General features: G+C 64.6%; 16 protein-coding genes. 3 read left to right on the top strand and 13 right to left on the bottom strand.

The window, feature by feature from the left end; all coding sequences use genetic code 11:
• Nucleotides 1-33 precede the first annotated feature (33 nt).
• Complete coding sequence (hemN, locus tag ACZ46S_RS06225) at nucleotides 34-1,401, top strand: oxygen-independent coproporphyrinogen III oxidase (RefSeq protein WP_464063779.1); 1,368 nt, start codon at nucleotides 34-36, stop codon at nucleotides 1,399-1,401.
• Nucleotides 1,391-1,897: a ferritin-like domain-containing protein gene (locus ACZ46S_RS06220; protein ID WP_464063778.1), complete on the top strand. Its 507-nt coding sequence runs from the start codon at nucleotides 1,391-1,393 to the stop codon at nucleotides 1,895-1,897. Before hemN ends, ACZ46S_RS06220 begins: the two co-directional genes overlap by 11 nt.
• 176 nt (nucleotides 1,898-2,073) lie before the next feature.
• Here the strand turns inward: ACZ46S_RS06220 and ACZ46S_RS06215 are convergent, their stop codons facing one another.
• From ACZ46S_RS06215 to ACZ46S_RS06180, 8 genes are all read right to left on the bottom strand, one after another.
• Entirely contained in the window at nucleotides 2,074-2,775 is a 702-nt protein-coding gene (locus tag ACZ46S_RS06215; protein WP_464063777.1) for a CBS domain-containing protein, read from the bottom strand.
• Between the two features lie 142 nt (nucleotides 2,776-2,917).
• The gene (locus ACZ46S_RS06210; protein WP_464063776.1) at nucleotides 2,918-4,777 is read right to left on the bottom strand and encodes a sigma-54-dependent Fis family transcriptional regulator; all 1,860 of its coding nucleotides are present in this window, start codon (nucleotides 4,775-4,777) and stop codon (nucleotides 2,918-2,920) included.
• A gap of 262 nt (nucleotides 4,778-5,039) precedes the next feature.
• Nucleotides 5,040-5,867, bottom strand: a complete 828-nt coding sequence (locus ACZ46S_RS06205; RefSeq protein WP_464063775.1) for an ABC transporter permease — start codon at nucleotides 5,865-5,867, stop codon at nucleotides 5,040-5,042.
• On the bottom strand, nucleotides 5,864-6,724 hold the full coding sequence (locus ACZ46S_RS06200) for an ABC transporter permease (RefSeq protein ID WP_464063774.1): 861 nt from the start codon (nucleotides 6,722-6,724) through the stop codon (nucleotides 5,864-5,866). Before ACZ46S_RS06200 ends, ACZ46S_RS06205 begins: the two co-directional genes overlap by 4 nt.
• A 12-nt stretch (nucleotides 6,725-6,736) precedes the next feature.
• A complete protein-coding gene (locus ACZ46S_RS06195; RefSeq protein ID WP_295740687.1) occupies nucleotides 6,737-7,963 on the bottom strand; it encodes a polyamine ABC transporter substrate-binding protein in 1,227 nt (408 codons plus the stop codon).
• Between the two features lie 22 nt (nucleotides 7,964-7,985).
• A complete protein-coding gene (locus ACZ46S_RS06190) occupies nucleotides 7,986-9,095 on the bottom strand; it encodes an ABC transporter ATP-binding protein (RefSeq protein ID WP_464063773.1) in 1,110 nt (369 codons plus the stop codon).
• A complete protein-coding gene (locus tag ACZ46S_RS06185) occupies nucleotides 9,092-9,298 on the bottom strand; it encodes a peptidylprolyl isomerase (protein ID WP_295740691.1) in 207 nt (68 codons plus the stop codon). The genes ACZ46S_RS06190 and ACZ46S_RS06185 overlap by 4 nt, the downstream gene beginning before the upstream one ends.
• A 461-nt stretch (nucleotides 9,299-9,759) precedes the next feature.
• On the bottom strand, nucleotides 9,760-10,017 hold the full coding sequence (locus tag ACZ46S_RS06180; protein ID WP_464063772.1) for a hypothetical protein: 258 nt from the start codon (nucleotides 10,015-10,017) through the stop codon (nucleotides 9,760-9,762).
• A gap of 233 nt (nucleotides 10,018-10,250) precedes the next feature.
• Between ACZ46S_RS06180 and ACZ46S_RS06175 the strand changes: the two genes are divergently transcribed.
• Entirely contained in the window at nucleotides 10,251-12,047 is a 1,797-nt protein-coding gene (locus ACZ46S_RS06175; protein WP_464063771.1) for an ATP-binding cassette domain-containing protein, read from the top strand.
• 82 nt (nucleotides 12,048-12,129) lie between these two features.
• Here ACZ46S_RS06175 and ACZ46S_RS06170 read toward each other — a convergent pair whose 3' ends face one another.
• The 5 genes from ACZ46S_RS06170 to ACZ46S_RS06150 are packed head-to-tail and all read right to left on the bottom strand — an operon-like array spanning nucleotide 12,130 to nucleotide 16,632.
• The gene (locus ACZ46S_RS06170; protein WP_464063770.1) at nucleotides 12,130-12,420 is read right to left on the bottom strand and encodes a hypothetical protein; all 291 of its coding nucleotides are present in this window, start codon (nucleotides 12,418-12,420) and stop codon (nucleotides 12,130-12,132) included.
• A complete protein-coding gene (locus ACZ46S_RS06165) occupies nucleotides 12,411-13,292 on the bottom strand; it encodes a glycosyltransferase family 2 protein (protein ID WP_464063769.1) in 882 nt (293 codons plus the stop codon). The genes ACZ46S_RS06170 and ACZ46S_RS06165 overlap by 10 nt, the downstream gene beginning before the upstream one ends.
• Before the next feature lie 19 nt (nucleotides 13,293-13,311).
• A complete protein-coding gene (gene der, locus ACZ46S_RS06160; protein ID WP_295740699.1) occupies nucleotides 13,312-14,658 on the bottom strand; it encodes a ribosome biogenesis GTPase Der in 1,347 nt (448 codons plus the stop codon).
• Nucleotides 14,651-15,970, bottom strand: coding sequence for an outer membrane protein assembly factor BamB family protein (locus ACZ46S_RS06155; protein WP_464063767.1), 1,320 nt, complete (start codon nucleotides 15,968-15,970; stop codon nucleotides 14,651-14,653). Before ACZ46S_RS06155 ends, der begins: the two co-directional genes overlap by 8 nt.
• A complete protein-coding gene (locus tag ACZ46S_RS06150) occupies nucleotides 15,967-16,632 on the bottom strand; it encodes a tetratricopeptide repeat protein (protein WP_464063765.1) in 666 nt (221 codons plus the stop codon). Before ACZ46S_RS06150 ends, ACZ46S_RS06155 begins: the two co-directional genes overlap by 4 nt.
• Between the last annotated feature and the right edge of the window lie 20 nt (nucleotides 16,633-16,652).

Raw genomic sequence — 16,652 nt, 5'->3', positions numbered from 1 at the left:
CGGGCGGGGGGCCAGCATGTCATGGCTCCGGCCATGACCCATGCCGATCTGATCGCCCGCTATGATTGCCGCGTGCCGCGCTATACCAGCTATCCCACCGCCCCGCATTTCTCCGCGGAGATTGGCGCGGCGCATTATGAGCGCTGGCTGGCCGCCCTGCCGCAAGCCGCGCCGCTCTCGCTCTATCTGCACGTGCCCTTCTGCGACCGGCTCTGCCTCTATTGCGGCTGCCATACCAGCGTCGCCCAGCATGAACGCCCGAAACGCATCTATGCGCAGGCGCTGGCGCGCGAGATCGGCCTGCTGGCCGACCGTCTGGGGCGGCGGGCGCGGGTCAGCCAGATCCATTGGGGCGGCGGCACGCCGACCGCCTTGCCGGATGACTGCCTGACCAGCCTGATGGCGCTGCTGCGCACGCGTTTCGAGGTCGCCGGGGACGCCGAAATCGCCATCGAGATCGACCCCGTGGTGCTGTCGCCGGACAAGCTCGCCACGCTGGGCAAGATGGGGATCAACCGCGCCAGCCTCGGGGTGCAGGATTTCGACGAGGCGGTGCAGGAAGCGATCGGCCGGCCGCAAAGCTTCGCGCAAACGCAGGACGCCGCGCAGGGGCTGCGCGCCCTCGGCGTCACCTCCCTCAATCTCGATCTGATCTACGGTCTGCCGCTGCAAACCGAAGCCTCGGTGGCGCGCACCGCCCGCCTGGCGCTGGACCTGTCGCCGGACCGCGTCGCGGTATTCGGCTATGCGCATGTGCCCTGGATGAAAAAGCACCAGGCGCTGATCCCCGAGGCCGCCTTGCCGGACGCGACCGCCCGCTGGCACCAGGAAAGCGCGATCCGGCAGGTGCTCGAACAGGAAGGCGGGCTGCTGCCCATCGGGCTCGACCATTACGCCCGGCCCGAGGACGGGATGGCCAAGGCCTTGCGGGCAGGGGCACTGCAGCGCGGCTTCCAGGGATATATGGTCGATGCCGCGCCAATCCTGCTCGGGCTTGGCGCCAGCGCCATTGGTGCGCTACCTGGGGGCTATGTGCAGACCCAGCCGCGCATTCCCGCTTATGAGGAGGCCGTATTCAACGGCCGCCTGCCGATCGTGCGCGGGTTCGCGCTGCAGCCCGATGACCGGCTGCGCCGCGCCGTGATCGAGCGCATCATGTGCGATCTGGCGGTGGATCTGCCGGAAATCGCGGCCCGCTTCGGGGCGGACCCGGCGCCGCTGCTGGCGGACGCGCAGCCTCTGTCTGGCTTCGCCGCCGATGGTCTGGTCGAATGGAATGGCCGGGCTCTGCGGGTGACGGAACCGGGCCGCCTGTTCGTGCGCAATGTCGCCGCCTTGTTCGACCGTTACCTGACCCGCGATGCCAGCCAGCCGCAGCCCCGCCACGCCCGTGCTGTCTGAGGCGCCGCAGCTCTCATTCGCAGCACAGATCGCCGCCTTGCGCGAGGAGGCGGGGCGGTTGATCCGCATCCGCCCGATCCCCGCCGAGACCGGCATCGCCCTGCTGAAGCTGCTGCATCAGGTCGAATTGCTGGCGGCGCGGCGCTATGAGCTGCTGCTGGCCCACCCGGACCAGATCCCCTCCGATATTCTGCGCGAAACCCTCTCCCGGCGCGAGGCGATGGAGCGCCGGCACGCCGCCCAGCTGGCCCAGCGGCTGCAGGCCCTGGGCGGCAGCCCGCCGCCCGCCGGCGAACTCATCGCCCGCGAGGCCGGCGATACCTTGCCGGTCGTCGTCAGCAGTCTTCTGGCCAAGCGGGACATGGTGAAACTCTACCGCGCCGCGATCCGCTTCCTGGCCCCGCGCGACAAAGGCAGCGCCGCCTTGCTGCGGCTGATCCTGGAAGAGGAAGAGGCGCATATCGCCGCCATGCGCAGCCTGGTGGTGCGGCGCTGAGGCCTGGTTTTGCGCGGGTGAAACATCCCCAATATCCCCCTGCCGATGATCGGAAAGAAAAGACCCTGCCATGAGCTTCATGACAGGGCCAAGTTTGGGGAGTGTATCCGCTTTGGGATAAAGATCTTATGCGCGGTTGCGCGCGTAACGTCCTTGATCCAGATCAAGCCCTCATTTTATTCGGGCTCAGCAGCGAAATTCAGCACGCTCCGCGATACCTGCAACTGATCCTCGACACTGACCACCCCGCCGATATTGGCCGCCAGAATGCACAGCGCCCGGGCTTCCTGCGGGGAGCCGACAAGGCCGGCAAGGCGCACCGTGCCGTTGCGCACCGCAAGCGAAATCCCCTGCCGCGGGGCCCAGGGCTCCAGCGCCATCGCCTGCTCGATCGCGGCGCGGATCTCCTCATCCGCCGCCTCTTGCGGCGCTTCATCCAGCAACGGCGCCAGGGCGCGCAGAATATCGAACCGGCACAGCATCCCGACCAGCGTTTCGCCCTGCAGCACCGGCAGGCGCTTCACCTGTTTCTGCCGCATCAGATCGGCGGCCTTGGCCAGCTTCAGGTCCGGGCGCACGAAGCTCGGGTTGCGCGTCATCACATCCCCCACCTGCCTTCCATGGGTATGGGCATAATCCGCGGCCAGCGTTTCCACCCGCATGATGCCGCGCATCCAGCCGGCCGGCTTGCCGCAGGTGCCAAGCTCCGGCCGGTGCAGCAGATCGCCTTCGCTCAATATCCCGACCAGCCGCCCGGCCCGGTCCAGGACAGGCAGCCCGCTGATTTGATGGCTCACCATCCACCCGGCGGCGGTGGCAAGGCTGGTTTGGGGATCGATGGCGACAACATCCCTGGTCATGACATCCGCGACGATCATTGGGGCCTCTCATGTAAAACGCCGCCAGGATATCCTCCTGGCGGCGCTTCAGCCCTTGATTCGTGTCAAACCAGCCAAGCCGAAGCCAGCATTGCCCGCCGCCGGGCCCCGGGCGCACACTGAGTACGCCCGGCGATTACGTTCAGTGCGGGCGCATCGCCGCCAGGCGCCGGTAGAGCGTATTGCGGCTGATCCCCAGAGCCCGCGCGGCCGCGGCGATATTGCCGCCCGCCTCCGCCACGGCACCGGCAATCACCGCATCGGACTGGGCCCGCAGCGTGCCGTTCTGCGGCTCCGCCCCGGGGCTCGGCGTGCCAGGATGCTGGCTGGTCAGTTCCAGCATCGCCTCCTCGCTCAGATGATTCAGCGTCATCTCGGTCTCGTCTTCGTCGAGCATCAGGCAGGCCGTGCGCAGCATGCCGGCAAGCTGGCGCAGATTGCCCGGCCAGCGATAACGCGCGAAGGCCGCCGCCAGTTCCGGCGCCAGGGCAGGGGCGCCGCCGCGCCGTCCCTGCGATTCCCGCTCCAGGATCCGCGCGATCAGGGTCGGCAGATCCGTCCGCTCGCGCAAGGGCGGCAGCGAAATCGCCAACCCGTTGAGCCGGTAATAGAGATCCTCGCGGAAGCTCTTCTCGGCGATCCGGGTCGAGAAATCCGCATGGGTGGCGCTGACCAGCAGGAAATCCACCGCCACCGGCTTGCCGCCGATCGGGGTGACGACGCCTTCTTCCAGCACCCGCAACAGCCGCGTCTGCATGGAAAGCGGCATGTCGCCGATTTCATCCAGGAACAGCGTGCCGCCATGCGCCTCGCGGATGCGCCCCGGCGCGCCTTCCTTGCGCGCCCCGGTGAAGGCGCCCGGCGCATGGCCGAACAGCTCGGCCTCGATCAAGGTTTCCGGCAACGCCGCGCAGTTCACCGCCACGAAGGGGCCGCTGGCGCGCGGTCCCGCCTCATGGATGGCGCGGGCGAAATAATCCTTGCCGGCCCCGGTTTCACCCTGCAGCAGCACCGGCACCTTGCGCCCCAGCACCCGCCGCAACTGGCTGATCGCCTTGCTGACGCGGGCATCGCCGGTATCCAGCGCATCCAGCGCGTCGGTCTTCGGGGGTTCCGGCTGGTGGGTCGCGGCAGGCCGGCGGATCAGCGGGGCGCGCATCTGATCGACGGCGAGAAACAGCGTCTCGCCCCGGCGCGGATGCACCATCAGCGGTCCGCCATGGGTGCGCCGGTCCAGCTGAATGAGGTCGCGCAGGGTCAGGCCGAGATAGCGGCTGAAATCCTGGGTGCCGATATCCTCCGGGCGCAATCCCAGCAGCGCGAAGCCGGAGCGGTTGGCGCCGAGAATGACCCCTTCCTCGTCGATGGCGATCGCCCCTTCCATCATGCTGCCGAGGCATTCGGAGGAATAATGGAAGCGCAGCTTGGTATGGTTGATGAAGGAGATCTCGAAAATCCGGTTTTCGATCATCTGCGCCGCCGCCCGGACCAGCCCGAACGTATGCGGATGATAGCGCCGGGAATCGCAGGAAATATCGATCACCCCGAGCAGATTGCCGCCCGGCTCGGTCAGCGGCGCGGCGGCACAGGCCAGAAAGCTGTTATGGCGCAGATAATGTTCGGTGCCATTGACGACAATCGGCTTGCCTTCGATCAGCGCGGTGCCGATGGCGTTGGTGCCGCGCGCATCCTCCGCCCAGCACGCCCCCTGGGTGAGCGCCACTTTCGAGGCGCGGGTGCAGAAATCGAGATCCCCGGCGGATTCCAGCACATAGCCGGTTTCGTCGGAGAGCAGCATGATACAGCCGGAATCTTTGATCTGGCTGAAAAAATAATCCATCACCGGCCGCGCCTGGGTGATCAACGCGGCATGACGTTCGGAGGCGATCCGCCGTTCCGAGGATGAGAGATGTGGAAAATCGGTCCGGTTCTGCTCCGGGGTCAGCCCGGCGGTTCGGCAACGCTGCCAGGAGCGGCTGATATCTCCCGGATCAACCCCCAATCCCGTGGCGGTGGGGGAGGGGGCTTCTCACTCGACGCGAGGCGAAAAGGTTGCATGATGGGGTCGCGTTCCTATCCCGTCTGATCTTATTATTAGGTACTTTTGCACCTTTCGGGCTTCAGCCCTTCTCTCCATCTTGTGTGGTAAAAGCGGGCAGACAGGTTTGCAAGTGAAAAATGCGCCCACCCGGAACGTCCAGGGGGCGCGGTTTACGGCAGTTTATGTGTCCAAACGACCGGGAAAACCCTATGGCGAAGGCGATCTACGCCGTCGATTTGCGATGCGCGATGGCGGAGTTGATGATCGCCAGCACCACCCCGCCAGCGAAGATGAAGGTGGACAGGACAAAGACCTGCGGCGGAATGCCGACCTTCACCGCGCCATAGACCCAGAGCGGGAAGGTGAGGGTCTGTCCGGCGACGAAGGTGGTGATGATCAGATCGTCGATGGACAGCATGAAGCAGAGCATGCAGGCGCCGACGATCCCGGGCAGGATCAGCGGAAAGGTCACCGTCCAGAACGCCACCCAAGGTGTGGCCCCCAGATCCGCGGCGGCACGGTCCAGGGCGCGGTCCAGCCCGGAGACGCGGGCGCGGATCACCACCACGGCGAAGGCCAGGTTGAAGGCGACATGCGCGATGAGAATCGTCAGCAAGCCGCGCGGCAGGTTGAGCGCCAGGAACAGCGACAGCAGCGAGGCGCCGACCACCACCGCCGGTGCTGCGATATCGGCGAAGATGACGATATCCGTCGCCGTCTTGCCCCAGAATTTATGCCGCGCCAGCGCCAGCGCCAGCGGCGTGCCCAGAATCGCCGAGATCAGCGCGCTGCCGATCGCCACTTCCAGCGAATGCAGCAGCGCCCCGGTCAGGTCCTGAATGGCGAAGGCATCGCCGTAATTGGCCAGCGTGAAATGCTGCCAGTTCAGCGCGATGCGCCCGCCCGGCGCGAAATTGAAGCTGAACACCACCATCACCACGATCGGCAGCATGGTGTAGATGATCATCGCCCAGGTGAAGCAGGCGAGGATGCGCTCGCCGAGGCGGCTGGGTTTGTGGGCGGAGGGCATCCGGGCTGTTGTCGTGCTCACGCCGCATACTCCTGGATCGCGTCGGTGCCGAAGGCTTTTGAGTAGAGCAGAATGGCGATCATCAGCATCAGCATCAGGATCGAGGAGAGCGAGGCCGCCAGCGGATAATCCTGGCTCTGGAAGAAGGCATCCTGGATCACGTTGCCGACCATGTAGGTGCCCGGGCCGCCGAGCAGCGCGGCATTCACATAGTCGCCGACATTGGTGACGAAGACCAGCAGGAAGCCGGCGAAAATGCCCGGCGCCGAGAGCGGCAGGATGATCTTGATGAAGGCGGTCGCCGGTGCCGCGTAGAGATCATTGGCGGCGCGCACCAGCCGCCGGTCGATCTTTTCCAGCACGACATAAAGCGGTAGCACGTAATAGGCGAAGCTGTTATAAACCAGCCCGCCGATCACCGCCCATTTGGTCGAGAGAATGCGAAAGCTCTCCGGCAGAACGCCCAGCGCCTTCAACGGCCCGAGCAGGAAGCCCTGGTCCGACAGAATGAACTCCCAGGCCAGCACGCGGATCACGAAGGAGACGAAGAAGGGCAGCATGATGATGAACAGGTAGGTGCTCTTATGCCGCCCGGCATAGAAGGCGATCCAGTAGGCGACCGGATAGGAGATCGCCAGGGTGATCACGGTCGAGGCGGTGCCGTACCAGAACGACCTGATGAAGGAGCTTTCATAGCCGGTGAAGGCGCCGATCACCTCCTGATAATTGTCGGACATGGTGTAGCCGGAAATCGGATCGCCGACGGCCAGCGCCATGCCCAACATCGAGGCGAGCGGGATCAGAAAAAACGCCAGCAGATAGACCCAGCTCGGCAGGCTGAGGAGATAAGGTGCCAAAAATCCGCGCGCCTGCCGCATGGGTCTCTCCGTTCAGCTCTGGACGATCGGGTTGAAGATGTTGTTCCACTTCATGTAGTCGGCATAATTCTTGAACGCGTAATATTCATGCACGCGCGCCAGCTCCGATTGCGGCGGGAACACCAGCGGCGAATTCGCCACCGCCGGGTCCTTGATGACGTTCAGGATGTAATCCTTCGCCGCCGGCACCGGGCAGATATAGTTCACATAATCCTCGACCATGCCGGCCACTTCCGGCGTGTAGTAATAGTTCATCCATTCCAGCGCCGAGAGCGGGTTCTTGGCACCGACCGGGATGCACATATTATCGTGCCAGATCACCGCGCCCTGCTTCGGCACGACGAATTTCAGATCCTTATAGCCCTTGGAATTGGCCTGATAGATATCGCCGGACCAGGCCATGGTGATCCAGATATCGCCATTTTCCAGCGCGTTGATGTAGCTCTGGTCGTAATATTGGCGCACCAGCCCCTTGGCCTTCTGCGCCTTCAGCGTCGCCGCCGCCTTTTCCCATTCCGCCGGGGTCGAGGTGGTCGGGTTGATGCCCAGCTTCAGCAGGCCGGCACAGCCCAGCTCCTGCACGTCAGAGAACATGCCGACATGCCCGGCGAAGGCCGGATCCCAGAGATCCTCATAGCTGGTGATCTCGCGCTTGGTCATTTTCGGGTTATAGGCGATGCCGGTCAGGCCGGACTGCCACACCATCGTATGTTTGTTGCCCGGATCGTAAGGCGGGTTCTTCACGCTGGGGGCTGCGTATTTATCGAAATTCGGCACTTTCTCGCGCCAGATCGGCACCAGGAATTTCTGCATCAGCAGTTCGGTGAGGTACCAGCCATCGGTCATCACGATCATGTCGTACCCGCTCGGCTGGCCGGATTTCAGCACCGGGGCGATCTGCGCGTAGAACGGCGCATCCTCCTGGATCACCTCTTTATAAGTGACATTGATCCCGGTCTGCTTCTCGAACGCGTCGATCGAGGGGCGATCCTTGCCGTCGGTCGAGGTGTCGATATAGAGCGGCCAGTTGGCGAAGACGAACTCCTTGGTCGGTTTCTGGCTGGCCCACCAGGCTTTCCAGTCCTTCACCGTCTCGGCGCGGGCGAGCTGCGGGGCCAGGGCCGCCATCATCGCCGCACCGGCGCCACGCATGAAATTCTGCCGGCTCAGCCGCGGCTGCGTCATGCCGCGATAGAAGGCCTGCATCGATTGATCGCCGCTTTGATCGTCTTGGCTCATGCTACTCTCCTTCAGGTTGGATTTAAGTGCCGGTGACCGCGAATGTGTGGGCCGGATTCCAGGTCAGACGGACGGCGCTGCCGGGGGGGATATCCTCCTGGCGGCCGGAATTCTGGGCATAGACGCTGAGCGCCCGCCCGGTCTTGCTCTCCATTTCATATTGCCGGCTGACCCCGAGATAGACCGAAACGCCGGCAATCGCCTCGATCTCGTTCCACCCGTCGGGGCGCGGCTCGCCGGGCTGCAGAACATGGAATTTCTCCGGCCTGACGCCGATTTTCACCTTGTCCCCCTCGATCCGCGCCAGCACCGCGCGCGGCACGGTGATGATCGCGCCATCCTCCAGCGTCACCTGCGCCTGCGCCCCGTTCTGGGCGGTGATGCTGCCGGGCAGCAGATTGGAGGCGCCGAGGAAGGAGGCGACGAATTCCGTCGCGGGATGGTCATAGACATCGGCCGGCGTGCCGACCTGTTCGATCCGCCCCTTGGACATCACCGCCAGCCGGTCGGACATCGCCATCGCCTCTTCCTGGTCATGGGTGACGAACAGGAAGGTGATGCCCACCTCGCTCTGGATGCGCTTGAGCTCGATCTGCATCTGTTTGCGCAGCTTCAGATCCAGCGCGCCGAGCGGCTCGTCCAGCAGCAGCAGTTTCGGCTTGTTGACCAGCGCGCGGGCCAGGGCAACGCGTTGCGCCTGGCCGCCGGAAAGCTGGCCGGGTTTGCGCTTGGCGAAGCCGGCGAGATCGACCAGCTCCAGCATTTCGCTGGTGCGCCGTGTCACCTCGTCGCTCTTCACCCCCTTGCGGCGCAGCCCGAAGGCGACATTCTCGAAAATCGTCAGATGCGGGAACAGCGCATAGGATTGGAACACGGTGTTCACGTCGCGCTTATAAGAGGGCTGCCGGCTGACATCCTCGCCATCGAGATAGATGGCTCCGGCGCTCGGCGTCTCAAAACCGCCGATCATCGACAAGGTCGTCGATTTGCCGCAGCCCGACGGCCCCAGAAGCGAGAAAAACTCGCCCCCTTCGATGGTCAGGGAGATATTATCGACAGCCGTCCAGCCGCCAAATTGCTTGATGACATTTTCCAGCCTGACATCATGGCGGGTCGATGGCGCGGGGATCATGCGAAGGCTCCGGCGAGGGGGGCGGTGATGGGCGACACATCGCCTGATGGATTAAGCGGCTGGGAGATGCCGGAGCGCTGAAAAAACAGGCGCTTTTCTAGGTCTCGGGACATCGCGGCGGGCGGCGCCCAGCCGAGCATTCCGCCGTCAGCGGCAAGGCTTTCAGCCAGACCTGTAAAGCGGCCTCGTCGATTACGCTTCAAACCGGCAACCCTTTCGCTGGATTTTTGGCTATTGCATTGAATGGTTTCACAATTTCTCGCCTTTTACAATCAATGCCGCGCCTTTAAGGCGTTTGTTAGCCCTGCCATCCGGATCACATTCAAGCGCTTCAAGCCCTGCCTCGTCATAACAGCTCCTTCAGATTGTTAAGCAAGGCGCGGGCCAAGCGAGGCATCGCACTCTAGTCAGCTTCGATCGGCGCGCATTTGACCGTGGAGCACAGGCGCCAGCCCAGCGCGCATCTTTGAACATCAAGCTTTTAGCTTGATGCTCAAAGTTTTGTTTTAGCGAGCAATTTCATGTGTTTATTTTTACGCGGACGCGTCAACCTAAACACATATTGCTCTAGCGCGCGCTGCGCAGGCGGAACGAACGGGGCGATCAGGTGACGGCAAGATGGCTCTGGGCTATTCAGCTTGTAATGATGATGCCTGCTTTCAGATTACGCGACCTGGTGCTCGGCGTTTGTCTCGTGGGAATGCTGTCCGGCTGCGCGGTGAAGCCCGAGCGGCAGGCGCAGCCTTCCCCGGCGATGGACACCATCACCATGACGCCGTCCGAGGTGGCGCATGTCAAGCAGGCCGCCTATGATGAAGGGTTCGAGGCGGGCCGGCGCTATGAACGAAAACACCCGCAACCCCAGCCTGCGTCCGCGGCCGCCCAGCCGGACCAGCCGGACCAGCCGGACCAGCCGGATCAAGCGGCGGATCTCACTGCCGGTCTGCCGCCGGCCCCGGCCCCCGCGGAGGATCAGGCACAGGCTCAGCCGCCGCAGCCAAGCTCTGTAACCTGCCCCCGACGCAAACCGCGCCCGCCTTGGCGCCGATTCCGCCGCTGCCGCCCACGGCCGGGTACACCTCCTCCGGCCCGGCGAAACCGCTCTCGCCTTGAGCCCGGCTTGAACCTGGGCAGCGCATGCGCCAAACAGCGCGCATGGCGCCTCCCTTGCTTCTGCTCACCGATATTTCCATCACCCTCGGCTCCGTGCCGCTTTTGCAGGGGGCGGGCCTGTCCGTTGGCGCCGGGGAGCGCATCTGCCTGGTCGGGCGCAACGGCTCCGGCAAATCCACGTTGCTGAAAATCGCCTCCGGCGAGGTGGCGCTCGATTCCGGCACGCGCTTTCTGCAGCCGGGGACAACCATGCGCTATCTCCCCCAGGAGCCGGACCTCTCGGCGTATCAGACCGTCATGGATTATGTCCTGGCCGGGCTGGGCCCGAATGACGATGAATATCGCGTCCGCTATCTGCTGGGCGAACTCGGGCTCAGCGGCGATGAGGCGCCGGCGCGCCTCTCCGGCGGCGAGGCCCGCCGCGCCGCGCTGGCCCGCACCCTGGCCCCCGCGCCGGATCTGCTGCTGCTCGACGAGCCGACCAACCATCTCGATCTGCCGGCGATCGAATGGCTGGAGGGCGAGCTGAAATCCCTCTCCAGCGGGCTGGTGCTGATCTCGCATGACCGGCGCTTCCTGGAAAATCTCTCGCGTTCGATGGTCTGGCTGGATCGCGGCCAGACCCGGCGGCTGGATCGCGGCTTCGCCCATTTCGAGGCCTGGCGCGACGAGGTGCTGGAGCAGGAGGAGCAGGAATTCCACAAGCTCGGCCGCAAGATCGCGCGGGAGGAAGATTGGCTGCGCTACGGCGTCACCGCGCGGCGCAAGCGCAATGTCAAGCGCCTCGCCGGGCTGCACAGCCTGCGCGCCGAGCGGCGCAATTTCACCCATAAGCTCGGCACCGCGAAGCTGGCGAGCCTGGATGCCGCGACCTCGGGCAAGATCGTCGTCGATGCCGATGCGATCTCCAAAAGCTTCGGCGCGCGCCAGATCGTGCGCGATCTCACCTTCCGCGTCCTGCGCGGCGACCGGCTCGGCATTGTCGGGCCGAACGGGGCCGGCAAATCGACCCTGCTCAAGCTCATTCTGGGCCAGCTGGCACCTGATGACGGGGCGGTGAAGCTGGGCACGGCGCTGGAGGTGGTGACCCTCGACCAGCAGCGCGCGACGCTGAACCCCAACGCCTCGCTGGCCGATACGCTGACCGGCGGCAATAGCGACCAGGTGGTGGTCGGCGGCCAGGCCCGGCACGTGATCGGCTATATGAAGGATTTCCTGTTCAAGCCCGAACAGGCCCGCACCCCCGTCGGCACGCTCTCGGGCGGTGAGCGCGGGCGGCTGCTGCTGGCGCTGGCGCTGACCAAGCCCTCCAACCTGCTGGTGCTGGACGAGCCGACCAACGATCTCGACCTGGAAACGCTCGATCTGCTGCAGGAGATGCTGGGCGAATATCCCGGCACCGTCATCGTCGTCTCGCATGACCGTGATTTCCTCGACCGCGTCTGCACCTCGGTGCTGATGTCCGAAGGGCAGGGGCGCTGGCTGGAATATGCCGGCGGCTATGCGGATATGCTGGCCCAGCGCGGTGCCGGCGTGGAAGCCGCCAAGGCCGAAAAGCTGGAAAAGAAACAAGCCGCCAAACCGGCCCCCGCCGCCCCCGCCCCCGCGAAGTCGAAAATCTCCTTCAAGGAGCAGCATGAGCTGAAGCAGCTCACCGCCGACATCGCCAAGCTGCAGGCGCAAATGGTCAAGGTCAACGAAACCTTGGCCAAGCCGGACCTCTACATCAAAGACCCGAAAACCTTCGCCACCGCCAGCGCCGCCTTGGCGGATCTGCATGCGAAACTGGAAACAGCAGAAGAACGTTGGCTGGAGCTGGAGATGCTCAAGGAGGGCTAGAGCAATATGTGTTTAGGTTGACGCGGTATCGTCAAGATAAACACATGAAATTGCTCGTCAAAACGAAAGCTAGAGCGTTCAGCTAAAAGCTGAAGGCTCTAGCGGGCGCCCAGGCGCTGCGCCCGGTCCGTTCCTCAAATGCCGCACAGAGCGCGCTGTCCTGGCGCAACCGCGCGGTATAGTCTTCAAAATCTTTCTGAATATCGCGTTCCAGCGCTGCAAAATACGGGTCAGCCTGGAAGCGGGCCAGATGCGCCTTGGTCTTGGCCAGAACCTGCTCAGGCCATGGATGCCATGTCTCAGGTGAGGGCGCCTGGCTCCAGGTAAAATAGGTCTCCAAAGCCCGGGCATGCGGCGTGCCGATCAGCTCCAACGCCTCCCCCGGCGCTTCTTCACCATGAACTCGGCAAAGGAGCGCGCCCAGAAATGCTCCACGCATCCGCCTGCATATGTTTTGCCTTGCAAATGCCAGTTATGGCCTTTCTCAATCGGGGCGAAGGCCGTGTCGTAGAGCGGACGGGCAGGCTCGAATTCCGGAAAATGAATCTGGTGCAGCGAGGCAATTTGCCCCGTCCGCGTCACGGATTTTACCAGGCTGTGCGGCGTCGCATACTGATATTGCTCCGCCAGAAGCCCGGGGGCGCGGGTAAAATCCTGCTCCCAAAGCCGCCAATGCCACGGCCACAGCACCGCCCCTGCCTCCTGCGGCACTGCCTCCAGAAACGGCGTCATATGATGCCCGAATTGCGGCCCCGGCATCAGATATTCATCGCTGTCCAGCACCGCGATCCATTCATAGAGCCGCAATTCGGGCTGCAGAAACAGCGCATGGTGATAATTCCTCACCTGCACATCCACGCCCGGCGCCTTATGAGAAATCGCCAGCGTCACCGGCGCGTGCTGCGCGAACCAGCGCAGCAGGCTCTCGGTGCGGTCGTGATTATCATTGGTGTAGATAAAGAATTTCTCGACACCGACAGCCAGATGATGGGCAATCCATTCCGGCAGAATCAGCGCATCATTGCTGGTGGAGAGCAGCGCCGCCAATTTGCGCCGGGGCTTGATCGCCTGCAGCGCCGCCACCGCCTGCTTTTGCGCCTCACTCCAATCGGCAGGCCCACGCTGCAAGGACAGCGGATCGAATTCCGGCCCCAAACGCTGCGGCGGCCCGAACACATCATCGCTCCAATCCGGCGAGCGAAGACGTCTGATGAGGGTGTGAAAGGCCGCGTCCATCGCCGTCATCACGCCCTCATCGTCGCAATCAGTCCTTGCCCTCGAACGGATTCTTGGTGCCGCGCAGATAGATGCGGATCGGCACGCCCGGCATCTCGAACACCTCGCGCAGGCTGTTCACAAGATAACGCTGATAGGTCTCCGGCACCTGCTCGGCGCGGGTGCCGAACAGCGCGAAGGTCGGCGGCCGCGCCTTGATCTGGGTGATATAGCGCAGCTTCAGCCGGCGCCCATCCACCAGCGGCGGCGGAAACCGCTCCAGGGCCGATTCGAACCAGCGATTGAGCTGGCTGGTCGGAAAGCGCGTGTTCCATTTCTCGTAGGTGTCGCGGATCGCGGGGAAGAGCTTCTTGACCCCCTCGCCGGTCTCCGCCGAGAGCGGCACCACGGTGATGCCCTTCATCTGGCTCAGCGAGATCGAGATGCGGTCCAACGCCGCCTTCTTCGCCTCCGGCCGGTCCTCCACCGCGTCCCATTTGGTCAGCGCGATCACGCAGGCGCGTCCCTCGCGCTCGATCAGCCGGGCGATCTGCAGATCCTGCTCCTGCACCCCCTGCACCGCGTCGATCGCCAGCACCGCCATCTCGGCCCGCTTCAGCGCCTCAATCGAGGAGGAGGTGGACATTTTCTCCAACCCCTCATCCACCTTGGCGCGCTTGCGCAGGCCGGCCGTGTCCACCACCCGGTAGAGCTTGCCATCCGGCCCCTCGAAATCGGCGGAGACGGCATCGCGGGTCAGGCCGGGTTCCGGCCCGGTGATCATCCGCTCCTCGCCGAGCAGATAATTCAGCAGCGTCGATTTGCCGGCATTCGGGCGCCCGACAATGGCCAGATGCAGCGGCAATTCCTCGCCATCCTCGCCCAGCGCCTGCGGCTCGGGCAGGCGCGCGGCGATCTCGCTCATCAGGTCGTAAATGCCCTCATTATGCTCGGCCGAAACCGCCACCGGCTCGCCAAAGCCCAGCTCATAGGCCTCCATCGCATTTGCAATGCCGCCCTTGCCCTCGGCCTTGTTGGCGATCACCAGCACCGGCCGGTCCTTGCGGCGCAGCCAGGTGCCGAAATGCCGATCCTCGGGGATCAGCCCGGCCTTGGCGTCGAACACGAACAGCACCAGATCGGCCTGATCCACCGCGGTGGAGGTGGAGGCGCGCATGCGCCCCGGCAGCGTGTCCGGCGGCGCTTCCTCCAGCCCGGCCGTATCCACCATCACCACCTTGCGGCCATCCAACTCGCACACCGCTTCCTTGCGGTCGCGGGTCACGCCGGGGGTGTCGGCCACCAGCGCCAGCCGGCTGCCGACCAGACGGTTGAACAAGGTCGATTTGCCGACATTCGGCCGCCCGGCAATGACGATTCGCGGCAGCTCAGCCATAGGCGGTCAAACGCCCATCGCGGGTCAGCTGCAGCATCACCCCGCCCACCGCGATGGGGGCAAGATCCGCCGGGCCGGCCAGTTTCACGCTCTGCATCTGCTTGCCGCTGGTGGCGTCCACGATGGCGGCCTCGCCATGATCGCTGACACAGACCAGCATGCCGTTGATCAGCGCCGGGCCCGCCCAGTTGATCGGGTTTTTCTTCTTCTTCATGTTCTTGAAGGGCTGCAGCTGGGTCGCCCAGCTCACCAGCCCGTCATCGGCATGCACGGCAAACAGCGTCTCGCTGGCATCGAGCAGGAAGATGAACCCGCCGGAAGCGGCCGGGGTCTGGTTGCCGGAGGCCTGATGCGTCCATACCTTGGCGCCGGAATGCAGGTCCACCGCCATGAAGCTGCCATCCATATTCAGCGCATAAACCACGCCGCCGGCGATCACCGGGGTGGCCACGATGTCCGACATATCCAGCGTGCTGGCCTGGCCGAAGCCGGCGGCGAGGCTCTGTTCCCAGACCGGCGTGCCGGAGGAGGCATCCACCGCCGCCAGCAGCCCGGTCGAGAAGCCCGCGACGATATTGCCATCCGCGAAGGCAGGGGCGCCGGTGACCCCAGCCGCCGCCTGCGGCGGCGTGCCGACGACCCCGGAGAAGCGCCAGCTCGGCGTTCCGGACTTGGCCTCGAAGGTCAGCAGCTGGTCGTTCTGGGTGACGATCGCCACCAGCCCGGCCGCCACCAGCGGCGCCGAGCGCGCCGCGAATTCAAGCTTCTGGCGCCACAATATCTTGCCCGATTCCGCATCCAGCGCCAGCGCCTCGCCATAGCCGGTGCTGGCATAGATCCGCCCCGAATCATAAGCGATGCCACCGCCGATATTCAGCGTGGTCACATGTTTCGGGCGGGTATCCGCATGCCAGATCGTCGCCCCGTCGGTGAGCGAAAGGGCGCGCACATGCGCGTTCGCATCCATCACGAAAATGCTGCTGCCGGCGACCAGCGGACTGGCCATCAGCGGCTGGCGATAGCCGCCCGGCGCGCCGATTCCAACCTGCCAGCGCTGGGCGAAATTCACCGGCCCGGCGACATTGCCCGGCGCGTGGCTGGCATTGGCGAAAGGCTGCGGCCAGGCTTTCAGCGCCGCCGGGGCGGGCAGCGTCACGGCGGGGGCGTCGGGTGCCACATCCATGCCGGACTGATCCGGCAGAACCGGGATCTGCACCCCCAGGATCGGGGTTTTCTTGGGCGAGGAGCAGGCGGCGAGCATGGCAAGCAGGCCGACAGAGGCGGTGCGGCGACGAATCATGGGCTGTTTCATCCGTTCAACTTGGCAAGCATGGCTTGGGCGCGGTTACGGGCACCTTCCGACGCGCCGGGATCGGCCTGAACCTGGGCGAACAGGGATTTGGCCATCGCCACGTTCCCCTGGTGCAGATAAACCAGCGCCTGCACCTCGCGCGCCAGCCCGTGATAGGGGTTTTGCGCCTGCACCATCGGCTGGATGCGCGCCAGAATATCGCTGTCGCTGGCGGTGCCGATCTCATGCTGCGCCCAGAGCAGGTTGGCGGCGTCGCGCAGCAGCGTCGGGGCGGCTTCATCCGCGCCCACCCGCGTCCAGAGCGCCGCGGCGTCCTTGTCGTCATTCATATTCGCATAGAGGCCGGCGGCGCGCAGCCGGGCCAGGGTCTTGTAGGTTTCCGGCGCGCTGTCGGCGAAGGCAACCAGCGCCTGCGCGGTCTTCGTCGCCTGGTCCTGGGTCAGCCGCCCGTCCGGCTGGTCGACCTGCGCGGTCAGCGCGAGATATTTGCTCGCCGCCGCCTCAGCCTGGTGTTTCTGATGATTTTGCCAGAGTTCCTGGCCGGCGACGCCACCCAGAACCAGCAAGGCGGCGAGGATCAGCAGCCCGCCATAGCGCTTGGCCAGGCGCAAAGCGCGTTCCTGGCGCAGATCTTCCGAGACTTCATCAAAAATATCGACCACGCGGCTCTTTCCTCTTTGCC

Source organism: Acidocella aluminiidurans, from assembly GCF_055383125.1.
The sequence above is the reverse complement of the archived record's forward strand: the minus strand, read 5'-3'. Positions and strand labels throughout refer to the sequence as shown.